The sequence below is a fragment of the Pontibacter kalidii genome (assembly GCF_026278245.1).
GTDB classification, from domain to species: Bacteria; Bacteroidota; Bacteroidia; order Cytophagales; family Hymenobacteraceae; genus Pontibacter; species Pontibacter kalidii.
Map to the genome: position 1 here is coordinate 2,217,821 of NZ_CP111079.1, position 14,288 is coordinate 2,232,108.

Annotated in this window: 9 protein-coding genes; 4 read left to right on the forward strand and 5 right to left on the reverse strand. The window is 53.1% G+C overall.

Annotated features, from left to right (window positions below):
* Window positions 1-22 precede the first annotated feature (22 nt).
* The 5 genes from OH144_RS09445 to OH144_RS09465 all read right to left on the reverse strand — a co-directional run bounded on the left by OH144_RS09445 (window position 23) and on the right by OH144_RS09465 (window position 10,064).
* Window positions 23-1,033, reverse strand: a complete 1,011-nt coding sequence (locus tag OH144_RS09445) for a SusF/SusE family outer membrane protein (protein WP_266206053.1) — start codon at window positions 1,031-1,033, stop codon at window positions 23-25.
* A gap of 17 nt (window positions 1,034-1,050) precedes the next feature.
* Window positions 1,051-2,616 carry a RagB/SusD family nutrient uptake outer membrane protein gene (locus tag OH144_RS09450; protein WP_266206054.1) on the reverse strand — a complete coding sequence of 522 codons (1,566 nt, stop codon included), beginning with the start codon at window positions 2,614-2,616 and terminating at the stop codon, window positions 1,051-1,053.
* 28 nt (window positions 2,617-2,644) lie between these two features.
* Window positions 2,645-5,848: a SusC/RagA family TonB-linked outer membrane protein gene (locus OH144_RS09455; RefSeq protein ID WP_266206055.1), complete on the reverse strand. Its 3,204-nt coding sequence runs from the start codon at window positions 5,846-5,848 to the stop codon at window positions 2,645-2,647.
* Window positions 5,849-5,973: 125 nt separating this feature from the next.
* A complete protein-coding gene (locus OH144_RS09460) occupies window positions 5,974-7,005 on the reverse strand; it encodes a FecR family protein (RefSeq protein ID WP_266206056.1) in 1,032 nt (343 codons plus the stop codon).
* A 224-nt stretch (window positions 7,006-7,229) separates the two neighbouring features.
* Window positions 7,230-10,064, reverse strand: coding sequence for a DUF4961 domain-containing protein (locus tag OH144_RS09465; protein WP_266206057.1), 2,835 nt, complete (start codon window positions 10,062-10,064; stop codon window positions 7,230-7,232).
* A gap of 379 nt (window positions 10,065-10,443) precedes the next feature.
* On the opposite strand from OH144_RS09465, the gene OH144_RS09470 reads away from it, so the two are divergent.
* The 4 genes from OH144_RS09470 (at window position 10,444) to OH144_RS09485 (ending at window position 14,186) form a co-directional block, all read left to right on the forward strand.
* Window positions 10,444-11,937 (forward strand): sensor histidine kinase, encoded by a 1,494-nt coding sequence (locus OH144_RS09470; protein ID WP_266206058.1) that lies wholly within the window; start codon window positions 10,444-10,446, stop codon window positions 11,935-11,937.
* A complete protein-coding gene (locus tag OH144_RS09475; protein WP_266206059.1) occupies window positions 11,930-12,328 on the forward strand; it encodes a response regulator in 399 nt (132 codons plus the stop codon). The genes OH144_RS09470 and OH144_RS09475 overlap by 8 nt, the downstream gene beginning before the upstream one ends.
* Window positions 12,329-12,370: 42 nt before the next feature.
* Window positions 12,371-13,495 carry a PAS domain-containing sensor histidine kinase gene (locus tag OH144_RS09480; protein WP_266206060.1) on the forward strand — a complete coding sequence of 375 codons (1,125 nt, stop codon included), beginning with the start codon at window positions 12,371-12,373 and terminating at the stop codon, window positions 13,493-13,495.
* Between the two features lie 304 nt (window positions 13,496-13,799).
* The gene (locus OH144_RS09485; protein WP_266206061.1) at window positions 13,800-14,186 is read left to right on the forward strand and encodes a response regulator; all 387 of its coding nucleotides are present in this window, start codon (window positions 13,800-13,802) and stop codon (window positions 14,184-14,186) included.
* Window positions 14,187-14,288: the final 102 nt, after the last annotated feature.

The following is a 14,288-nucleotide window of genomic DNA, read 5'->3' on the forward strand; positions in this document are numbered from 1 at the left end:
TTGGTTTTATATGTGGCCTTACTTATTCTATTGTGTACGTGTAGCCAGACGGGGTCAAGTTTAGCTTCACGGTGTATTGCTTGGTGGCACCTACTTGAATGTTGCCGCCATCATACTTGAGCTGAGGTCCGGAACCGTCCAAGCCGAGGTTCACATCCCAGCCATCATTCTCCCTGAACTTGAAAGCTTTACCGCTTTCCAGGTTGATCGTGGCGGTCCACTCATACTTTCCTTTGCTGGCAGAAACCAGTGTCATGTCAGTATCGTTGTCCCATCCACCCGGGGTCGCATCACCAATAACTCCCCAGTTAGATTTAACCAGGCTGTACGTTCCAGCTTTAGGGTTGATGCGCAAGCGGTAGAAGCCATCGGCCGGAACGGTGATGTTATCCTCATCCGTGTCCGTCAGGGCACCTTCTTCTCCCTTTTTGGCCCCCATGTCGCCATCCCATCCTGTGTTAGTAGGAAGGATCTTCAAGCCATCGCCATCTACGGTGAAGTAACCGAACACATCATACCACTCGGTCACCACCCCATCATCTTCTTTTGTATGGCGCATCATCTTGATTCCGTTGGTTGGCTCCCAGCCAGCAGCAGACGACCCACCGACCAAATAATAGTTTTTGATTGGGGAAGGCTTGAAATGCACAGTTCTTGTCTTCTCCGTTTGGCCACCGCCACCTACAGCAACAGCTTTCAGCACGTAATCACCGGACCAAGAGCCGTCTTCCGGCACCTCTACCTCCGTAGTGAAAACAAATCCATTTCCTTCGTTAACCAGCGTCTCAGTGTGAACTGTTTCAGTAGGGTTATCTTCATGAGCCAAGGAAATCTGCACTTCCCTGGCCTGGTTTGCCAACAACTTTACCTCAAACGTTTCACCGAAGAAGACTGTATCCGGTGTCTGCGCGTCAAGCGACACTACAAGTTCATCCAACTCATGCTCTACCTTGTCGCAAGAGCTGAACGTCAGCAGGGCACCGCTAAGCGAGAGCAGCGCCATAAGCCTGTATAGTATATTTACTCTTCTCATTTTTCGAAATTTTAGGATTAATAACCAGGGTTTTGCACAAGGTTAGGGTTTGACGCGATCGCTGTAGCTGGAATCGGAAAGAGACGCTTATAGGTCTCACCCGGGTTGGCAGGCTTAAACAGTATTTCATCCTCAAACCTCCCGAAGCGAATCATGTCTGTACGACGGGTCATCTCCAGCGCAAACTCGCGGCCTCTTTCATTGTAGATGTTCTGCAGAGTCAGGTTAGCGTCTGTGTACCTAAACTCAGGGTTATCGTTGAAGGCTCTGTCACGGACCTGGTTTACGAGCGCCAGCGCATCAGCCCTTGACCCTAGGCTGCTGCCCCTTAGGATAGCCTCCGCTTTCATCAGAAGCACGTCGGCATAACGGAAGATCACCACGTCGTTATTAGCGTTGAAGTTAACAGCGTTTGGGTCTGGCAGATACTTGATGTTACGGGCACCAGCTAGGCGGCCCAGGTCATCCTCGCCTCCTACATCGAAGGCCGGGAAATAGTAAGGATCCAGCACCACATTCACGCCATTGTACACAAGGTTGTCGCCGCTTGCGTTTAGTTGCTGCCCGTACAGCCACTGCTGCTTGCGTATGTCCTGATCTGCAAACAGGTTGAAGAAACTTGGCGTAGTGGTCCAGCCGTTCCAGGGGTTAGTGGTCAGCCCGTAAGTATCGCGGTGTGCGTAGTGCAGCACTTTGTTGTAGAGCAGGTTACCCTTTGCCTTCACCGCGTCAAACGGAATCGAGAAGATGGGTTCTCTGTTCTGAGGGCCATTGGTAGGTTTAAACATATCGAAGTAGTTCGACTCCAACGCATATTTGTCCGAGTTGATGACTGCGTCGGCATGCTTTACCACCTTATCCCAGTAAAGCTCTCCATCCGGCGCCGTTGCTTTGCCGGTGTATACCTCAGAGTTTAGGTAGAGCTTCGCCAGCAGCGTGTGGGCCATCCACTTGGTAGGCCTGCCGTAGGTGGTTGGGCTTACCTCCTCTGTCAGGTACTGCAGGTTTTCCTCTAGCTCAGCAGCAATAAAGGCAGCCACCTCAGCCCGTGGCATTTGCATCGGGGCAGCAGCATTATCATCAAATGTGGTCACTACCGGTATGTTCCCGAAAGCATCCATCATGTTGTAATAATACCAGGCGCGCATGGTCTTCACCTCTGCAATCGTCTGCCGCTTGTTGTCAGACTCCGGAGCAGTCTCCAGTTGCGTCAGGATACGGTTCGCTGTACCGATGGCGTTAAAGCCCCAGTCCCAAGAGTTCCGCATCAGCTCGTGAGAAGGAGTCCAGGTGTGCAAGTGCATCGCACGCCACTTGCCGCCGTCAAACCAGTCACCGCCACGGGTAGGCACTACTACCTCATCTGTTGCTGTCTCCTGCAGGTCATAGAAGTTATTGTCGAAGAACTTCTGGGCGGCTACATACACAGGCCCGGTCAGGGCTGCGTACTGCTCAGGCGTGGATGGGAAGTTCTGCTCTGTATAGTCAGAGTATACTTCTTCGTCCAGGTCTGTACAAGATGCGAAAGCACCCACTGAGGCACAGCCCAAGACTACCAAACTTTTTCTTATCAGTGATTTCATATTCAATTCCGTATTAAATAGTATTAGACTAGAAACTTAGGTTTACCCCCAGCAGGAAAGACCTTGTCTTAGGGTAGTAGTTACGGTTGTCGATACCTGGAGCCAGGCCATCTAGCGATACCTCTGGGTCTACGCCGGTATAATCCGTAATTACAAACAGGTTCTGGCCAGTCACATAAACTCTTGCCGTTTTCAGGTACTTCAAGCCAGCCACATTAAAGTTGTACCCTAGTGTGGCATACTCAAGGCGTGCAAAAGAGCCATCCTCAATCCAGCGGCTCGATGCCACAGGCGCCTCGAAGATGCCATCCTCAAGCGCCTCCTGAGAGATATTGAATGATGTTGCCTGTGTTAGGCGAGACAAGTCGGCTCTGGTAGCATTGAAAATCTTGTTACCATACACACCCCTCAGGAAGAAGCCAAAATCAAAGGACTTATAGTTAAAGTTGTTGCTCCAACCGTACGTAAACTTAGGCAAGGCCTGCCCAACAATTTGGAAATCGTCTGGTGTGCGCAGCTGATCTGCCGTCACCAGCTCGCCCTGAGGGGTTTGATAGATCGTCTGGCGCGTATTTTCATCATAGCCAATGTACCTGGCCGTATAGAACGTACCTAGTGGCAGACCTGGCTCAACCAAACTCACAGACTGGCCTGTCCAGCCATCCAACGTCAGGTAGCCTTCCAGGCGCTGCGTTACGTTCAGGTTGTCTACGTTACTGGCAAGTGAGCCTACCTCGTTCTTGTTGCGCGCGAAGTTAACCGAGCTGTTCCAGCTAAAGTTGCTGCTGCTCATTACCTCGCCTGTCAGCATAACCTCTACACCTTTATTACTCATGGTAGCACCATTGGCCAGCAGTCGGTTAAACTGGTAAGGAGGGGTTGGCACATTGTACTCATACAGCAGGTCATCTGTCTGCTTATCATAGTACTCTACTGTACCGGAAACACGGCCATTCAGGATTGCGAAGTCCACACCCACGTTCAGCATCGAGGTGCTCTCCCACTTCAGGTCAGGGTTAGGGTTCTGAATAACGGAATAGCTGTTGATGAACTCACCATTGTAAAGGAACTGGTCTTCCTGAGGGCCGAACAGTGTAATAGAGCGGTATGGAGGAATGTTCTGGTTACCAGAGATACCGTAGCCAACACGAAGCTTCAGGTCACTGAACAGGCTCTGCGTCTGCATGAACGATTCTTCGGATATTCTCCAGGCTGCAGCAAATGACGGGAACATCGCCCACCTGTTGTTCACCCCGAATTTAGAAGACCCGTCACGGCGCAGTGTGGCGCTCAGTATGTACTTTTCATCAAAGCTATAGTTTACACGGCCAAAAAATGACACCAGCGTAGACTCTTCTTTTCTTGGGAACCCTCTAAAGTGCAGGGCGGCATCACCGTTACCGGCGAACAGGTTACCAGCGCCAAGCTCATCAGAAGAGAAATTATCGTTAATGGCTTTAATACCATCGTTTCTCATGGTATTCTGGTAAGAGTAGCCCCCTAAAAGCTTCAGCTTATGACGGTCAGCAAAGTTTTTAGTATAGTTCAATACCGACTCGAAAATCTTGTCTGTGTGCTTAAGGCCTTCACGCTCGGCATAACCGATTCCTAAGGCACGCGGGTCGAAATCGCTACGGCGCATGTAGTAGTTGCGGTCATAGTTCTCTCGCTGCAACGAGCCTGTTAAGTCAAGCACCAGGCCTGGCAGAATGTCTACGCCAACCTTTGCAGAGCCCAGCATAATGTTTCTGTTGCGCTCCTCATCACGCTGGTTCAACATGGCTACCGGGTTAAAGTAGTTTGTGCGGCCCGGCACCTGGAAATATCCTCCATAGCGCTCATACTCCGTAGCATCGCTGGTGACAGGAGAAACAGGCAGGAACCTGGCAGCTCCGTTGAAGATACCGTAGTCTACGTGGTTAGAGTTGATCATAGTGTTCACTACAGACAAGCCCAAGCGCAGCCTGCCTTCGAACATATCCTGATCAACGCCTAAGCGGCCGATAACACGCTCCAGGGAATTTCTCTTTATGATACCTTCGTTATTGAAGTAGTTAACAGAGGCATTGTAGCGCGTAGTTTCATTCCCGCCGCTGAAACCTATGTTATGGTTCTGGGAAATTCCGTTGCGGTAGATCTCCTCCTGCCAGTCTGTGCTTGCGCCATCCTCGCTGGCCGCCACTTCCATATCATTGTCAGCCAGAAAACGGTGGTACTCGTCCGCGCTCAGGACATCAATTTTGTTGGCTACTGTTTCTAAGGCTGCATAGCCGCTGTAAGATAGAGTTGGGGCACCTGCCTTGCCTCTTCTGGTGGTAACCATGATCACACCGTTCGCTGCTCTTGAACCATAGATTGCGGTGGCAGAGGCGTCTTTCAACACGTCCATGGATACAATGTCATCTGGGGCCACCAGATCGATGGAAGCGCCTGGCACGCCGTCAATCACGTAGAAGGGAGAGGAACCTGCAGTAAGTGAGGACGGGCCTCTCAGCTGTATGGTAGAACCAGCGGTAGGGTCACCGCTGCTGCGGTTTACAGTCAGGCCGGGCACTTTGCCAGCTAGCAACTGGTCCGGGGTACCAACTACACCGTTATTAAACTCCTTAGGTGATATGGAGGCAACCGAGCCTGTTACATCCTGCTTGCGCTGTGTACCATACCCCACAACCACAACCTCCTCCAGCGCCTTGGTGTCGATTTGCATGGCGATGTTAAACGTGGCTTGATTGCCAACAGGAACCTCCTGCGTCTGGAAGCCGATGAAGCTGAGCACCAGTGTGGAGTTGGCTGGCACGGAAAGGGTAAAGTTACCGCTAGCATCGGTAGAGGTACCACGCGTAGTCCCTTTTACCACCACGGTCACGCCGGGAAGTGGGATACCGCCATCATCCGTTACAGTGCCGCGGATAGTCTGCTCCTGTCTCGCGTTCGTAGTTTTAGCCGGTGAGGCAGCCGGCGTGGCGGCGGGCGCAGTGTTCACATCCTTTACGATGATGTACACGTTGTTCACCTTCTTATAGGTCAAGCCGCCCGGGGTTAATACCTTTGAGAGCACCACCTCCACGTTCTGCTCCTCCGCAAGGCCAGCCGGCACCTGCAGCTGTAGGTTTTGCGCCACATCGGCCTTGTAAGAGTATTGTATGCCATACTTGTTGCGCAGGTCTCGCAGCACGTCGTTCAGCGACTTTGTGGAAGAACTCTGGCTCACTACGTTTGAACTGGCAGCCAAGGCCACCTGACCGTCGTAATGATCCTGAGCTGCTCCCGAAAAGTAAAGGAAACATGCAGCCGTTATGAGGCCGTATGTCCTTGTTCGGTTTGTAGTTTTTTTACCCATAGGAATTTAGTTAATAATCAGTTAGAGCTTATAGTGATGCTTTTGTGTTGTGTTTGCACCTCTACCTGCAGCGTTTCCGATAAGGTAGAAAGTATATGGCCTGGCGTGTTGCTATCCAGGTAAGCGGTGATGCGCTGGTGCTTCAGGGCAGGGTCCGTGATGGTTACTGAGTAACCATAGCTATGCTGCAGCATCTGGCCCACTTCCTCCAGCGTTATGTTTTCCAGCACCAGGTCCGTGTTCTTCCAAGCGGTGTAGAGCGCTGGCTTTACCTTCTTTTGAATGATGTGCCTCTGCTCCGTCACCTCCACCAGCTCGCCGGGCTGCATTTCCACCTGTTGCTCCTCTCCTTCGCCAGGCACCTTGAGGCGCACCTTGCCACTCTCAAGTATAACCTGCTGCTGGTTGCCTTTGCTGGAGACGCTGAACTCCGTGCCCAGTACCTCTACCGCAAGCCCGTCGGCGGTTTCAACTATAAATTTTTGATTGTTGTGTTTATGCGTTACAGAAAAGAAGGCCTGTCCCTCCAGGTGCACTGTTCTTTCTGCATCCTTTGGCCATTTGGCGGGAAGCACCAGCGTTGAGTTAGCGTTGAGCACCACGGTGGAGCTGTCGGGCAGGCGTAGGTGAAGGCGTTCCCCAGCTGCAGTAGCGTATGTTACGGTGGTTTCGCGCTGCTGGTAATAAAGGAAACTACTTACCAAAAGCAATGCGGCAGCGGCGGCGGCCCAAAGAAGGGCATATTTATTGGGGACAGCAGGTTCCAGCGCCACTACAACGGCAGATTCCTCCCCCACTTCGGTGTCGCGCTGGCGGGCAGCAGTGAGCTGTTCCCATACTTCATCCAGCGCGGTGTCTGCGGCTGGCCAGGAATCTTCCGACAAGTGGAGCACCATCTTACGTGCCTCCTGCACAGCAGTGCGCTGCCAGGGGTGCTCCTGCAAATAAGCATCCCAGAACGCATCCATCTCCTCAGTAGGCTGCTGCACCCATTTGATGAAGTCTTCATCCGCAGCAAAGTCAGAAGCCCTATAATTTTGATACTTCATTTAAGTTAATAAGGAGTTAAAACAGACTCAGTGCCTGCTCACTAACTACTATAGTTGCAGTAAGTGCCTTTTATCCCTCCTACCTTAAAATATTTTTTGCTGATCAGACTAACGCAATGACCTCAGGCTACCCAGCTCCGGATTATAGGTTATACAAAACAAAAGCAGCTCCTATACCACGGCACAGGAGCTGCTTTATACTTGGTAACAGTTTCAGCCCGCCTTTACTGCGCTACCTTTACCAGCTTCTGCACGTGGCGTTCGTGCCCGGCCGTGAATTGCAGGTAATAAAGGCCGTTGGCCATGTTTTGCAGCAGCACCTGTTGCTGCAAAACTTCCTGTGTCTTGTTTAAAGTCTGGTGGTAGATGATGCGGCCTGTCACGTCCAGTACCTGCAGTTGAACCGTGCCGCGGTAGGCGCTCTCAAAGTATAAAGTGGCCGCGCCCGGAGCCGGGTTTGGGTATACTTTTATACTTCTGCCGGCCATTAACCCATCTTCCGCACCAAGTATAATACGCGACCACGGCAACAGGTTGGGCGCAGGCGCGTCCAGCTTTTGGGTGGTGAAGAGCCTAAACTCGCCCGGGGCCAGCAGGATCTCCTTGTCCGGTTCGGTAATAATCAGCTCATCGCCGGTAAAGTAGTCGTACCAGGTGCCGGCTTTGGGAAAATTGGCCTGAGGCTGCTGCTGCTTCACATCAAAGTTACCGATCAGGAACACGTCCATACCCTCGTCCTTCAGGGTGATGCGCTTCACGATGCTCTCTAAGTCGAGCGTAAAATCTTCGGTGGTGAAAGCGGGCTGGGATGTTTTGAGCTTGATCAGTTCAGCATATACCTGGAAGAGCTTGGCGCGCTCCGGATCGCTCTGGTAATTCCAGCGCAGGGGTTTGTTGCTGGTGCGGCCGTTCTCGTCTATCGAAGTATCATAGCCCAGTTCCCCGAACTGCCAGACCATTTTCGGGCCGGGTATGGTCAGGGCAAAGGCAGCTGCCAGTTTAGCGCGGTTTAGGGCGGTGCTTTGGTCGCGGGTGTTGTAGCTGCCGGAAGATTTCCCATTCTGCTTTACATCAAACAGAAAGCGCTCTTCGTCATGGCTCTCCATATACCCGATCACATGCGGTTGCTCCCACTCCCGCACCTGGTAAGACAACCACTGCGGGTTAGCGTTCTGCCCTTTGCCCAGCTGGCGCAAATCGTGGTTAGCATTGCCCCAGAACAGCATGCCATAGTTAGCCAGCTCCTTCTCCTCGGCGTTGTCTGCAAAGTGCTCCAGAATCACGTAAGCCGTCTCGTCCACGCTGCGGATCTCGTCGTAGATGCGTTTCCAGGTGGCTACGCGGTCGGCATCGTAGGCACTCCAGGCATCTATGTTGTCGCCTGTGTTCTTCTGGGTAAACCCTTTGGAGAGGTCAAAGCGGAAACCGTCCACCTTATACTCCTGCAGCCAATACGCCGTCACGCGCTGCACCAGGGCCTTGGTGGCCGGGCTGTCGTGGTTAAAGTCGAAGAACACGTTGAAGGGATGCGTGGCCTCCTGGTTAAAATATGGGTTGTTAGCTGCCGGACTGTCGTTCTCTTCATCCCAGTACAGCTTCACGTACGGGAACTCGTAGTCGGCCTGGTTCAGCACCACGTCAAGTATCACAGCTATGCCCGCTTTGTGCGCGGCATCGATAAAAGCCTTCAGGTCTTCCTCGGTACCGTAGGCCTTGTCCGGGGCGAAGTAGAAGATCGGGTTATAGCCCCACGACTCGTTGCCTGTAAACTCCATGACCGGCATCAACTGTATGGCATTTATACCCAATCGCTTGAAGTAACTGAGGGTATCGGTGAGCGTCTTGTAATTGCGCGTGGCCACAAAGTCGCGCACCAACAGCTCGTAAATCACGAGTTGGTCCACAGCCGGACGCTCAAAGTTTTCTGCAAGCCAACTGTACTCCTGCTGTTCTGTTTGCAATACCGATACAATGCCGCTGGCGCCTGTAGGGTATGGCTTCAGGTTGGGGTAGTTCACATCGCCCAAGTAAGGGTCGTTCCCGGGGTCGAGGATCTTATCCGTATAAGGGTCGGCCACGGCGATACTACCGTCCACCAGGTACTGGTACGCGACCTCCTCCCTGATAGGAAGTCCTTCTATGCGCAGCCAGTAGCGCTCGCCGTCCGGTGTTTGGTTCATTAAATGGTCCCGTGTTGGCTGCCAGTCGTTAAACTCGCCGATCACGTACACATGCTCTTTGTGCGGCGCGTACAGCACCAGCACCACTTCGGCCTCATTGATGTAATTTATGCCGTCCACCATGCCTGCAGGGAGCGCCGCCACCGGCACTTCTGGCTTGATCATGTACTCAAACACATCCGAGGCACTTTCCCCCGCTTTTATGGCTTCGATGGCTACCTGGTGGCGCAGCCCTCTGTCGGGGCCGGTGCGGATAGTTTGGCTCAGCTTCTCGCCGCCCACACTTCTTCTTACTTCCACCCCATCGTGCAGCAGACGCAGTTCGGCTGCTTCAGAGGCAACCGCCTCTACCTCGATGGTGCTGTTGGCTTGCACAAAGAAAAAGTCCTGCCCCGGCCTCTGAAACGAGACCTTCAGCTCATCCTCATACACCTCGATGATGATATCCTCGGTCTGCGCCGAACCGCTGCCATTTTTCAGCAGCAGGCCCAGTTTGCGGATGGGGGTAACGGCAGGCACGCCAAAGTACGTACGGGGCACGAGGGTGATTTGCCACTTGTCGTTGCCCAGCGGGGTCATTCTGCCTGGTTCAAAAGGCGCTCCCCAGGTCTTCTGCCCGGCAGGCTGGTACTCAAAGGCGTCTCCGGTCGCTGAGGTGCCGGCCCCGGACCACAGGTACACATCATTTGTTTTGCCAAGCAGGTTCTTGGCGCGTGGATCTTTAGCCTTGGTCAGGTCGAAGGTGATGGTTACCTCCTTGCCAGCCGTCGGGAAGGCCGGAACGGTGGTGACAACCTGCGCCTGCACCTGCCAGTGCAGAACCTGAAGGATGAAGAGCACAAAGAAACGTGGGAGGGTAAAGAGCTTCATAAGCAGCATGTTGGAGATGGTAAGTAGGGTTAACGTCAGCAGAGCCAATGTATGATAGACGGCAAAGCGGGGAAAGTTAAGCAAGTATAGGGTAATTAAGAACAACATCACACCTTTAAAAAGTATAATCCGAGCAAGTGATGCTGAAGATACAACTGGAACTTACAGAAGAATCATTTGCCATGCTGAGGTATGTGACGATGAGGGAGGGCCCCCTTGCCCATCGCATTGTTGCGTTTTTGTATAAAGAATAATTATAGAATAGGATTATACAAATCTTGTGTATATTGTAGCGAATTTCCGCATCGTCTGCGCCAGTTGTGAGAACGGCTCGGAAGTATAGCTGACAATGCTCCGAAACCTTTAGTCTAAATCTTAATTCAGCCGCTTGCACCCCCCTGCTTTTAAAGAAATTAAGGAGAATTACTCCCGTGAGTTCTACCAGGCCATCGTTGGCAATAGCCTGGAGCTGATTGCTGTGCTGAACGAGGAGGGTACTTATACTTTTGTGGGCGATTCTGTGACGGCTTTGTTGGGTTATCAGCCGGCGGAGCTCCTGGGCGTAAATGCGCTGGCACACATACACCCGGATGACCTTGCTGGCGTGCAGGAGGCGCTGGAAGCGCTGCTGGCCTTCACCCCTGCGGCGGCTATTCCTCCCTTCCGTTTCAGGAACAAGAGCGGGGAATGGCGCTGGCTGGAGTGCAGCGGTCGCAACATGCTCTACAACGAGCATGTGCGGGGCATTCTCACCAGTTCCCGCGACGTGACGGAGGCCGTTCAGCTTTCCTATGATCACGACCAACACCAGGCCTACTACAAATCCCTGTTCTTCGAGCACCCCGATACTGTTTTCACGCTGGATCTGAACGGGACTTTTCAGAAAGTGAACCGGCATGTACAGGAGCTCACCGGCTATACCGGCCCCGAACTTTTAAATCTGCCTTACACCACGCTGCTACACCCCGACTCAGTGGCGGTTGCCGCCGAATCGATGAAGCAGGTATGGGCGGGCCAGGCATGCACCGCAGAGATTTTCATCATTACGAAGGAGGGTGCAAAGCGCCATATCAGTGTCACCATGATGCCGGTACACTTCCGGGGAGAAATACAGGGCACCCAAGGCATTGCCAAGGATATAACAGAAACGGTGCAGGCGCAGCAGCTGATCGTAAAGCAGGCAGACGACCTCTACAAGCACAATCTCGACCTGCAGCAGTTCACTTATATGGTCTCCCATAACCTGCGGGCCCCTGTGGCCAACGCCCTGGGACTGGCGCAGTTGGTAAACAAACTCCCAAAAGAGGCCAGCAACTACGACCAGGTCGTGCAAAAACTGCAAGGCTCCATCCGGCAACTCGACGAGGTGGTGAAGGATATCAACCACATCCTCTCCCTCCGCGACGCCAGCCGGGTATGCACGCGGGAACCGGTATACCTGGGGCAGGTTTGCCAGCAGGTACTGGAGCAGTTCAAAGATGAACTTGAGCTGAACAGAGCACAGGTAAAGGTGGAGGTTGACCCCAGCTACAGGCTCATGTCCATCCGGGCGTACCTGTACAGCATCCTGTACAATTTGATCTCCAACAGCCTGAAGTATAAAGCCGACTGCCGGCCGCTGGAGCTGGCGGTAGCAGCCAAACGCGATGCCCGGGGCTATGTACTTACGGTACGCGACAACGGCTCAGGCATGGACATGCACCTGGTGCAGCACCAGCTGTTCCAGCTCTACAAGCGCTTCCACCCCAACACCCATGGCAAAGGCATCGGGCTGTTTATGGTGAAAACGCAGGTGCAGGCGCTGAGCGGGAAAATAGCGGTTGAAAGTGTCCCCGACCAGGGCACCACATTTACGATATACTTAGGAGCAAAACATGTATAACAAGGTTTACATTGTAGACGATGATGAGGTGAGCATCTTCCTGACGGAGGCCATTCTGGAGGCAGAACGCTTCGCCTCAGCGTGCGAGGGCTTCCAGGACGCGAAGATGGCGTTACAAAACTTGCTGGAGAGTGCCCGGGGCAACAGCGCGGACTCCCTGCCCGAGGTTATTTTCCTGGACCTGAACATGCCTTTCCTGAGCGGCTGGGATTTTATTGACGCCCTTGCCCCTTATGAGCAGGCGCTGAAAGGCCACTGCCGCATTTACATCCTTACCTCGTCCGTGGATGAGCTGGAGCGCAAGCGTGCCAACGGCAACAGCCTGGTGGCCGGCTTTCTGCAAAAGCCGCTGGAGGACGAATGTCTGACACGGCTGAAGAAAAGCAGCTAACAACCTACCGAATACGACTACCCAATACAAACTTAATACCCCATGGAAAACATTTCACCCCTCACCCAAAGCAGCACAGGCCTTGCTTCCATGCGACTGGAGCGACTCAACCGGCTCCTGTTTAACAACTACCCCGATGCCATTTATACCATCGGCATGGAAGGCGCCTTCCACACGGTAAACTATACGGTTTGCCAAATTCTGCAGCGCACGCAGGAGGAGCTGATCGGGCAAAATTTCCAGCTGTACATCCACCCGGAGCACTGGGAGGAATCATCTTATTACTTCAAGGCGGCCAAGCAAGGCCTGCCGCAGCGCTACCAAACGGTGGTACTCAACGGCAGCGGCGAGACGATTTTCCTGGACGTGACGAATTTCCCCCTGAAAGTGGGGAGTGAGATGGTGGGCATTTTCGGCATCGCCAAGGACATCACCGAGCAGAAAAAGCACGAGCAAGCCATGCTTCGCTCCACGCAGGAACTTCAGCGCCAAAACGAGGAACTGGAGTTGTTCCGCAAGATCATCGCCCACGACTTCCGGAGCCCTATTGCCAGGCTGCTGGGCTTAGGAAGGCTGTTGCAGAAAGATAACCTGCCGGAGAAAACGCAGCAGACCGCGCTGGTGGCCCTGCTGCAGTCGGCACAGCAGCTTGATGGCATGGTGCGCGACCTGAACCAGATGCTGGCGCTGCACCACCAGGGCGATGAGCCCCGCGAGCGGTGCGACGTGGAAGAACTGGTACAGCTATGCGTGGCCAACATCCAGCAGGAGATCAGCAGCGCCGGCGCTACTATAACACTGGCTGGCACAGAGCGGCTGGAGCTTTTTACCGTAAAAGCTTTCCTGGTGAGCATCCTCCAGAACCTTTTATCCAATGCTATCAAATACAGGCTGCCGGAGCGCCCCCTAGAGGTAACGGTCTCGCTGAAGCAACAGGGGGAGGAAGTCCAGATCTCGGTGGCAGACAACGGCACCGGCATGAACCTCGACAAGGTCGGCCCCTCGCTGTTTAAAATGTACAAGCGCTTCCACCAGGATGTGGATGGCAAAGGCTTGGGGCTGTACCTTGTAAAAGAGCAGGTAAGGCTGCTGCAGGGCCGCATTGAGGTGGCCAGTACCCCCGGCGTTGGCTCTACGTTTACCGTAACACTGCCTATGCATTCATAACTTTACGCTTTATAAGACCCTTTTGAGCTTCGTTTTATTATTGAACATACTTCTACCGACAGCGTCTGGCGCTGCAGCTGCATCCTGTACCTGGCTCACCCGGAATACGCTCCCTCCCGCTAATCAAAATAAAATTTAGCGGGCACAAAACCTTAGTTTTCCCGTACATCCAATTTACCTGTGTATCATATTTTTTATTGGAAGTATACCAACATCCCTACACCCTGCTGAGGCCTGCTTATACATTAAACCAGGCTGCAGGCTAGTGGGCTATGTAGGATAAGGCAAGCCTATGTTTAAGTGTGTGTATATTATCGATGACGACGAGGTGAGCGCTTTCCTGACAGAGGCGATGCTTGCTACGGAGCACTTTGCCCGGAAGTATGAATCCTTTCGGAACCCCGGCAAGGCGCTGCAGTGCCTGCTACCCCTCCTGCAGCAGAACGAGCACCACAAGATACCTGACGTCATTTTCCTGGACCTGAACATGCCCTGCATGGATGGGTGGGAGTTCCTGGATGCCCTTTCCCTGCACGCCCCCTCGATAAAGAGCTGCAGCCTGCTGTACGTGCTTACCTCGTCCGTTGATTTCCATGACGTAAGACGCGCCCAGAAGTATGATTTCCTGGCAGGTTTTCTGCAAAAGCCGCTGGAGGAGGAAACGATCAGAAACCTGCTGCACAAGGCCTGAAGTATACTTTAGAAGCAGAGAGTGCTAATAAGTTTATACTTCTGATGCCGCCTGCTGCCCGCTAATTGCTGCAAACTCCGCCATACTTCCTCGCTGCCGTCC

Excerpts from the sequence above, each read along its gene's own strand:
- OH144_RS09445 (WP_266206053.1), bottom strand. The coding sequence starts at position 1,033 with ATGAGAAGAGTAAATATACTATACAGGCTTATGGCGCTGCTCTCGCTT.
- OH144_RS09450 (WP_266206054.1), bottom strand. The coding sequence starts at position 2,616 with ATGAAATCACTGATAAGAAAAAGTTTGGTAGTCTTGGGCTGTGCCTCA.
- OH144_RS09460 (WP_266206056.1), bottom strand. The coding sequence starts at position 7,005 with ATGAAGTATCAAAATTATAGGGCTTCTGACTTTGCTGCGGATGAAGAC.
- OH144_RS09465 (WP_266206057.1), bottom strand. The coding sequence starts at position 10,064 with ATGCTGCTTATGAAGCTCTTTACCCTCCCACGTTTCTTTGTGCTCTTC.
- OH144_RS09475 (WP_266206059.1), top strand. The coding sequence starts at position 11,930 with ATGTATAACAAGGTTTACATTGTAGACGATGATGAGGTGAGCATCTTC.
- OH144_RS09480 (WP_266206060.1), top strand. The coding sequence starts at position 12,371 with ATGGAAAACATTTCACCCCTCACCCAAAGCAGCACAGGCCTTGCTTCC.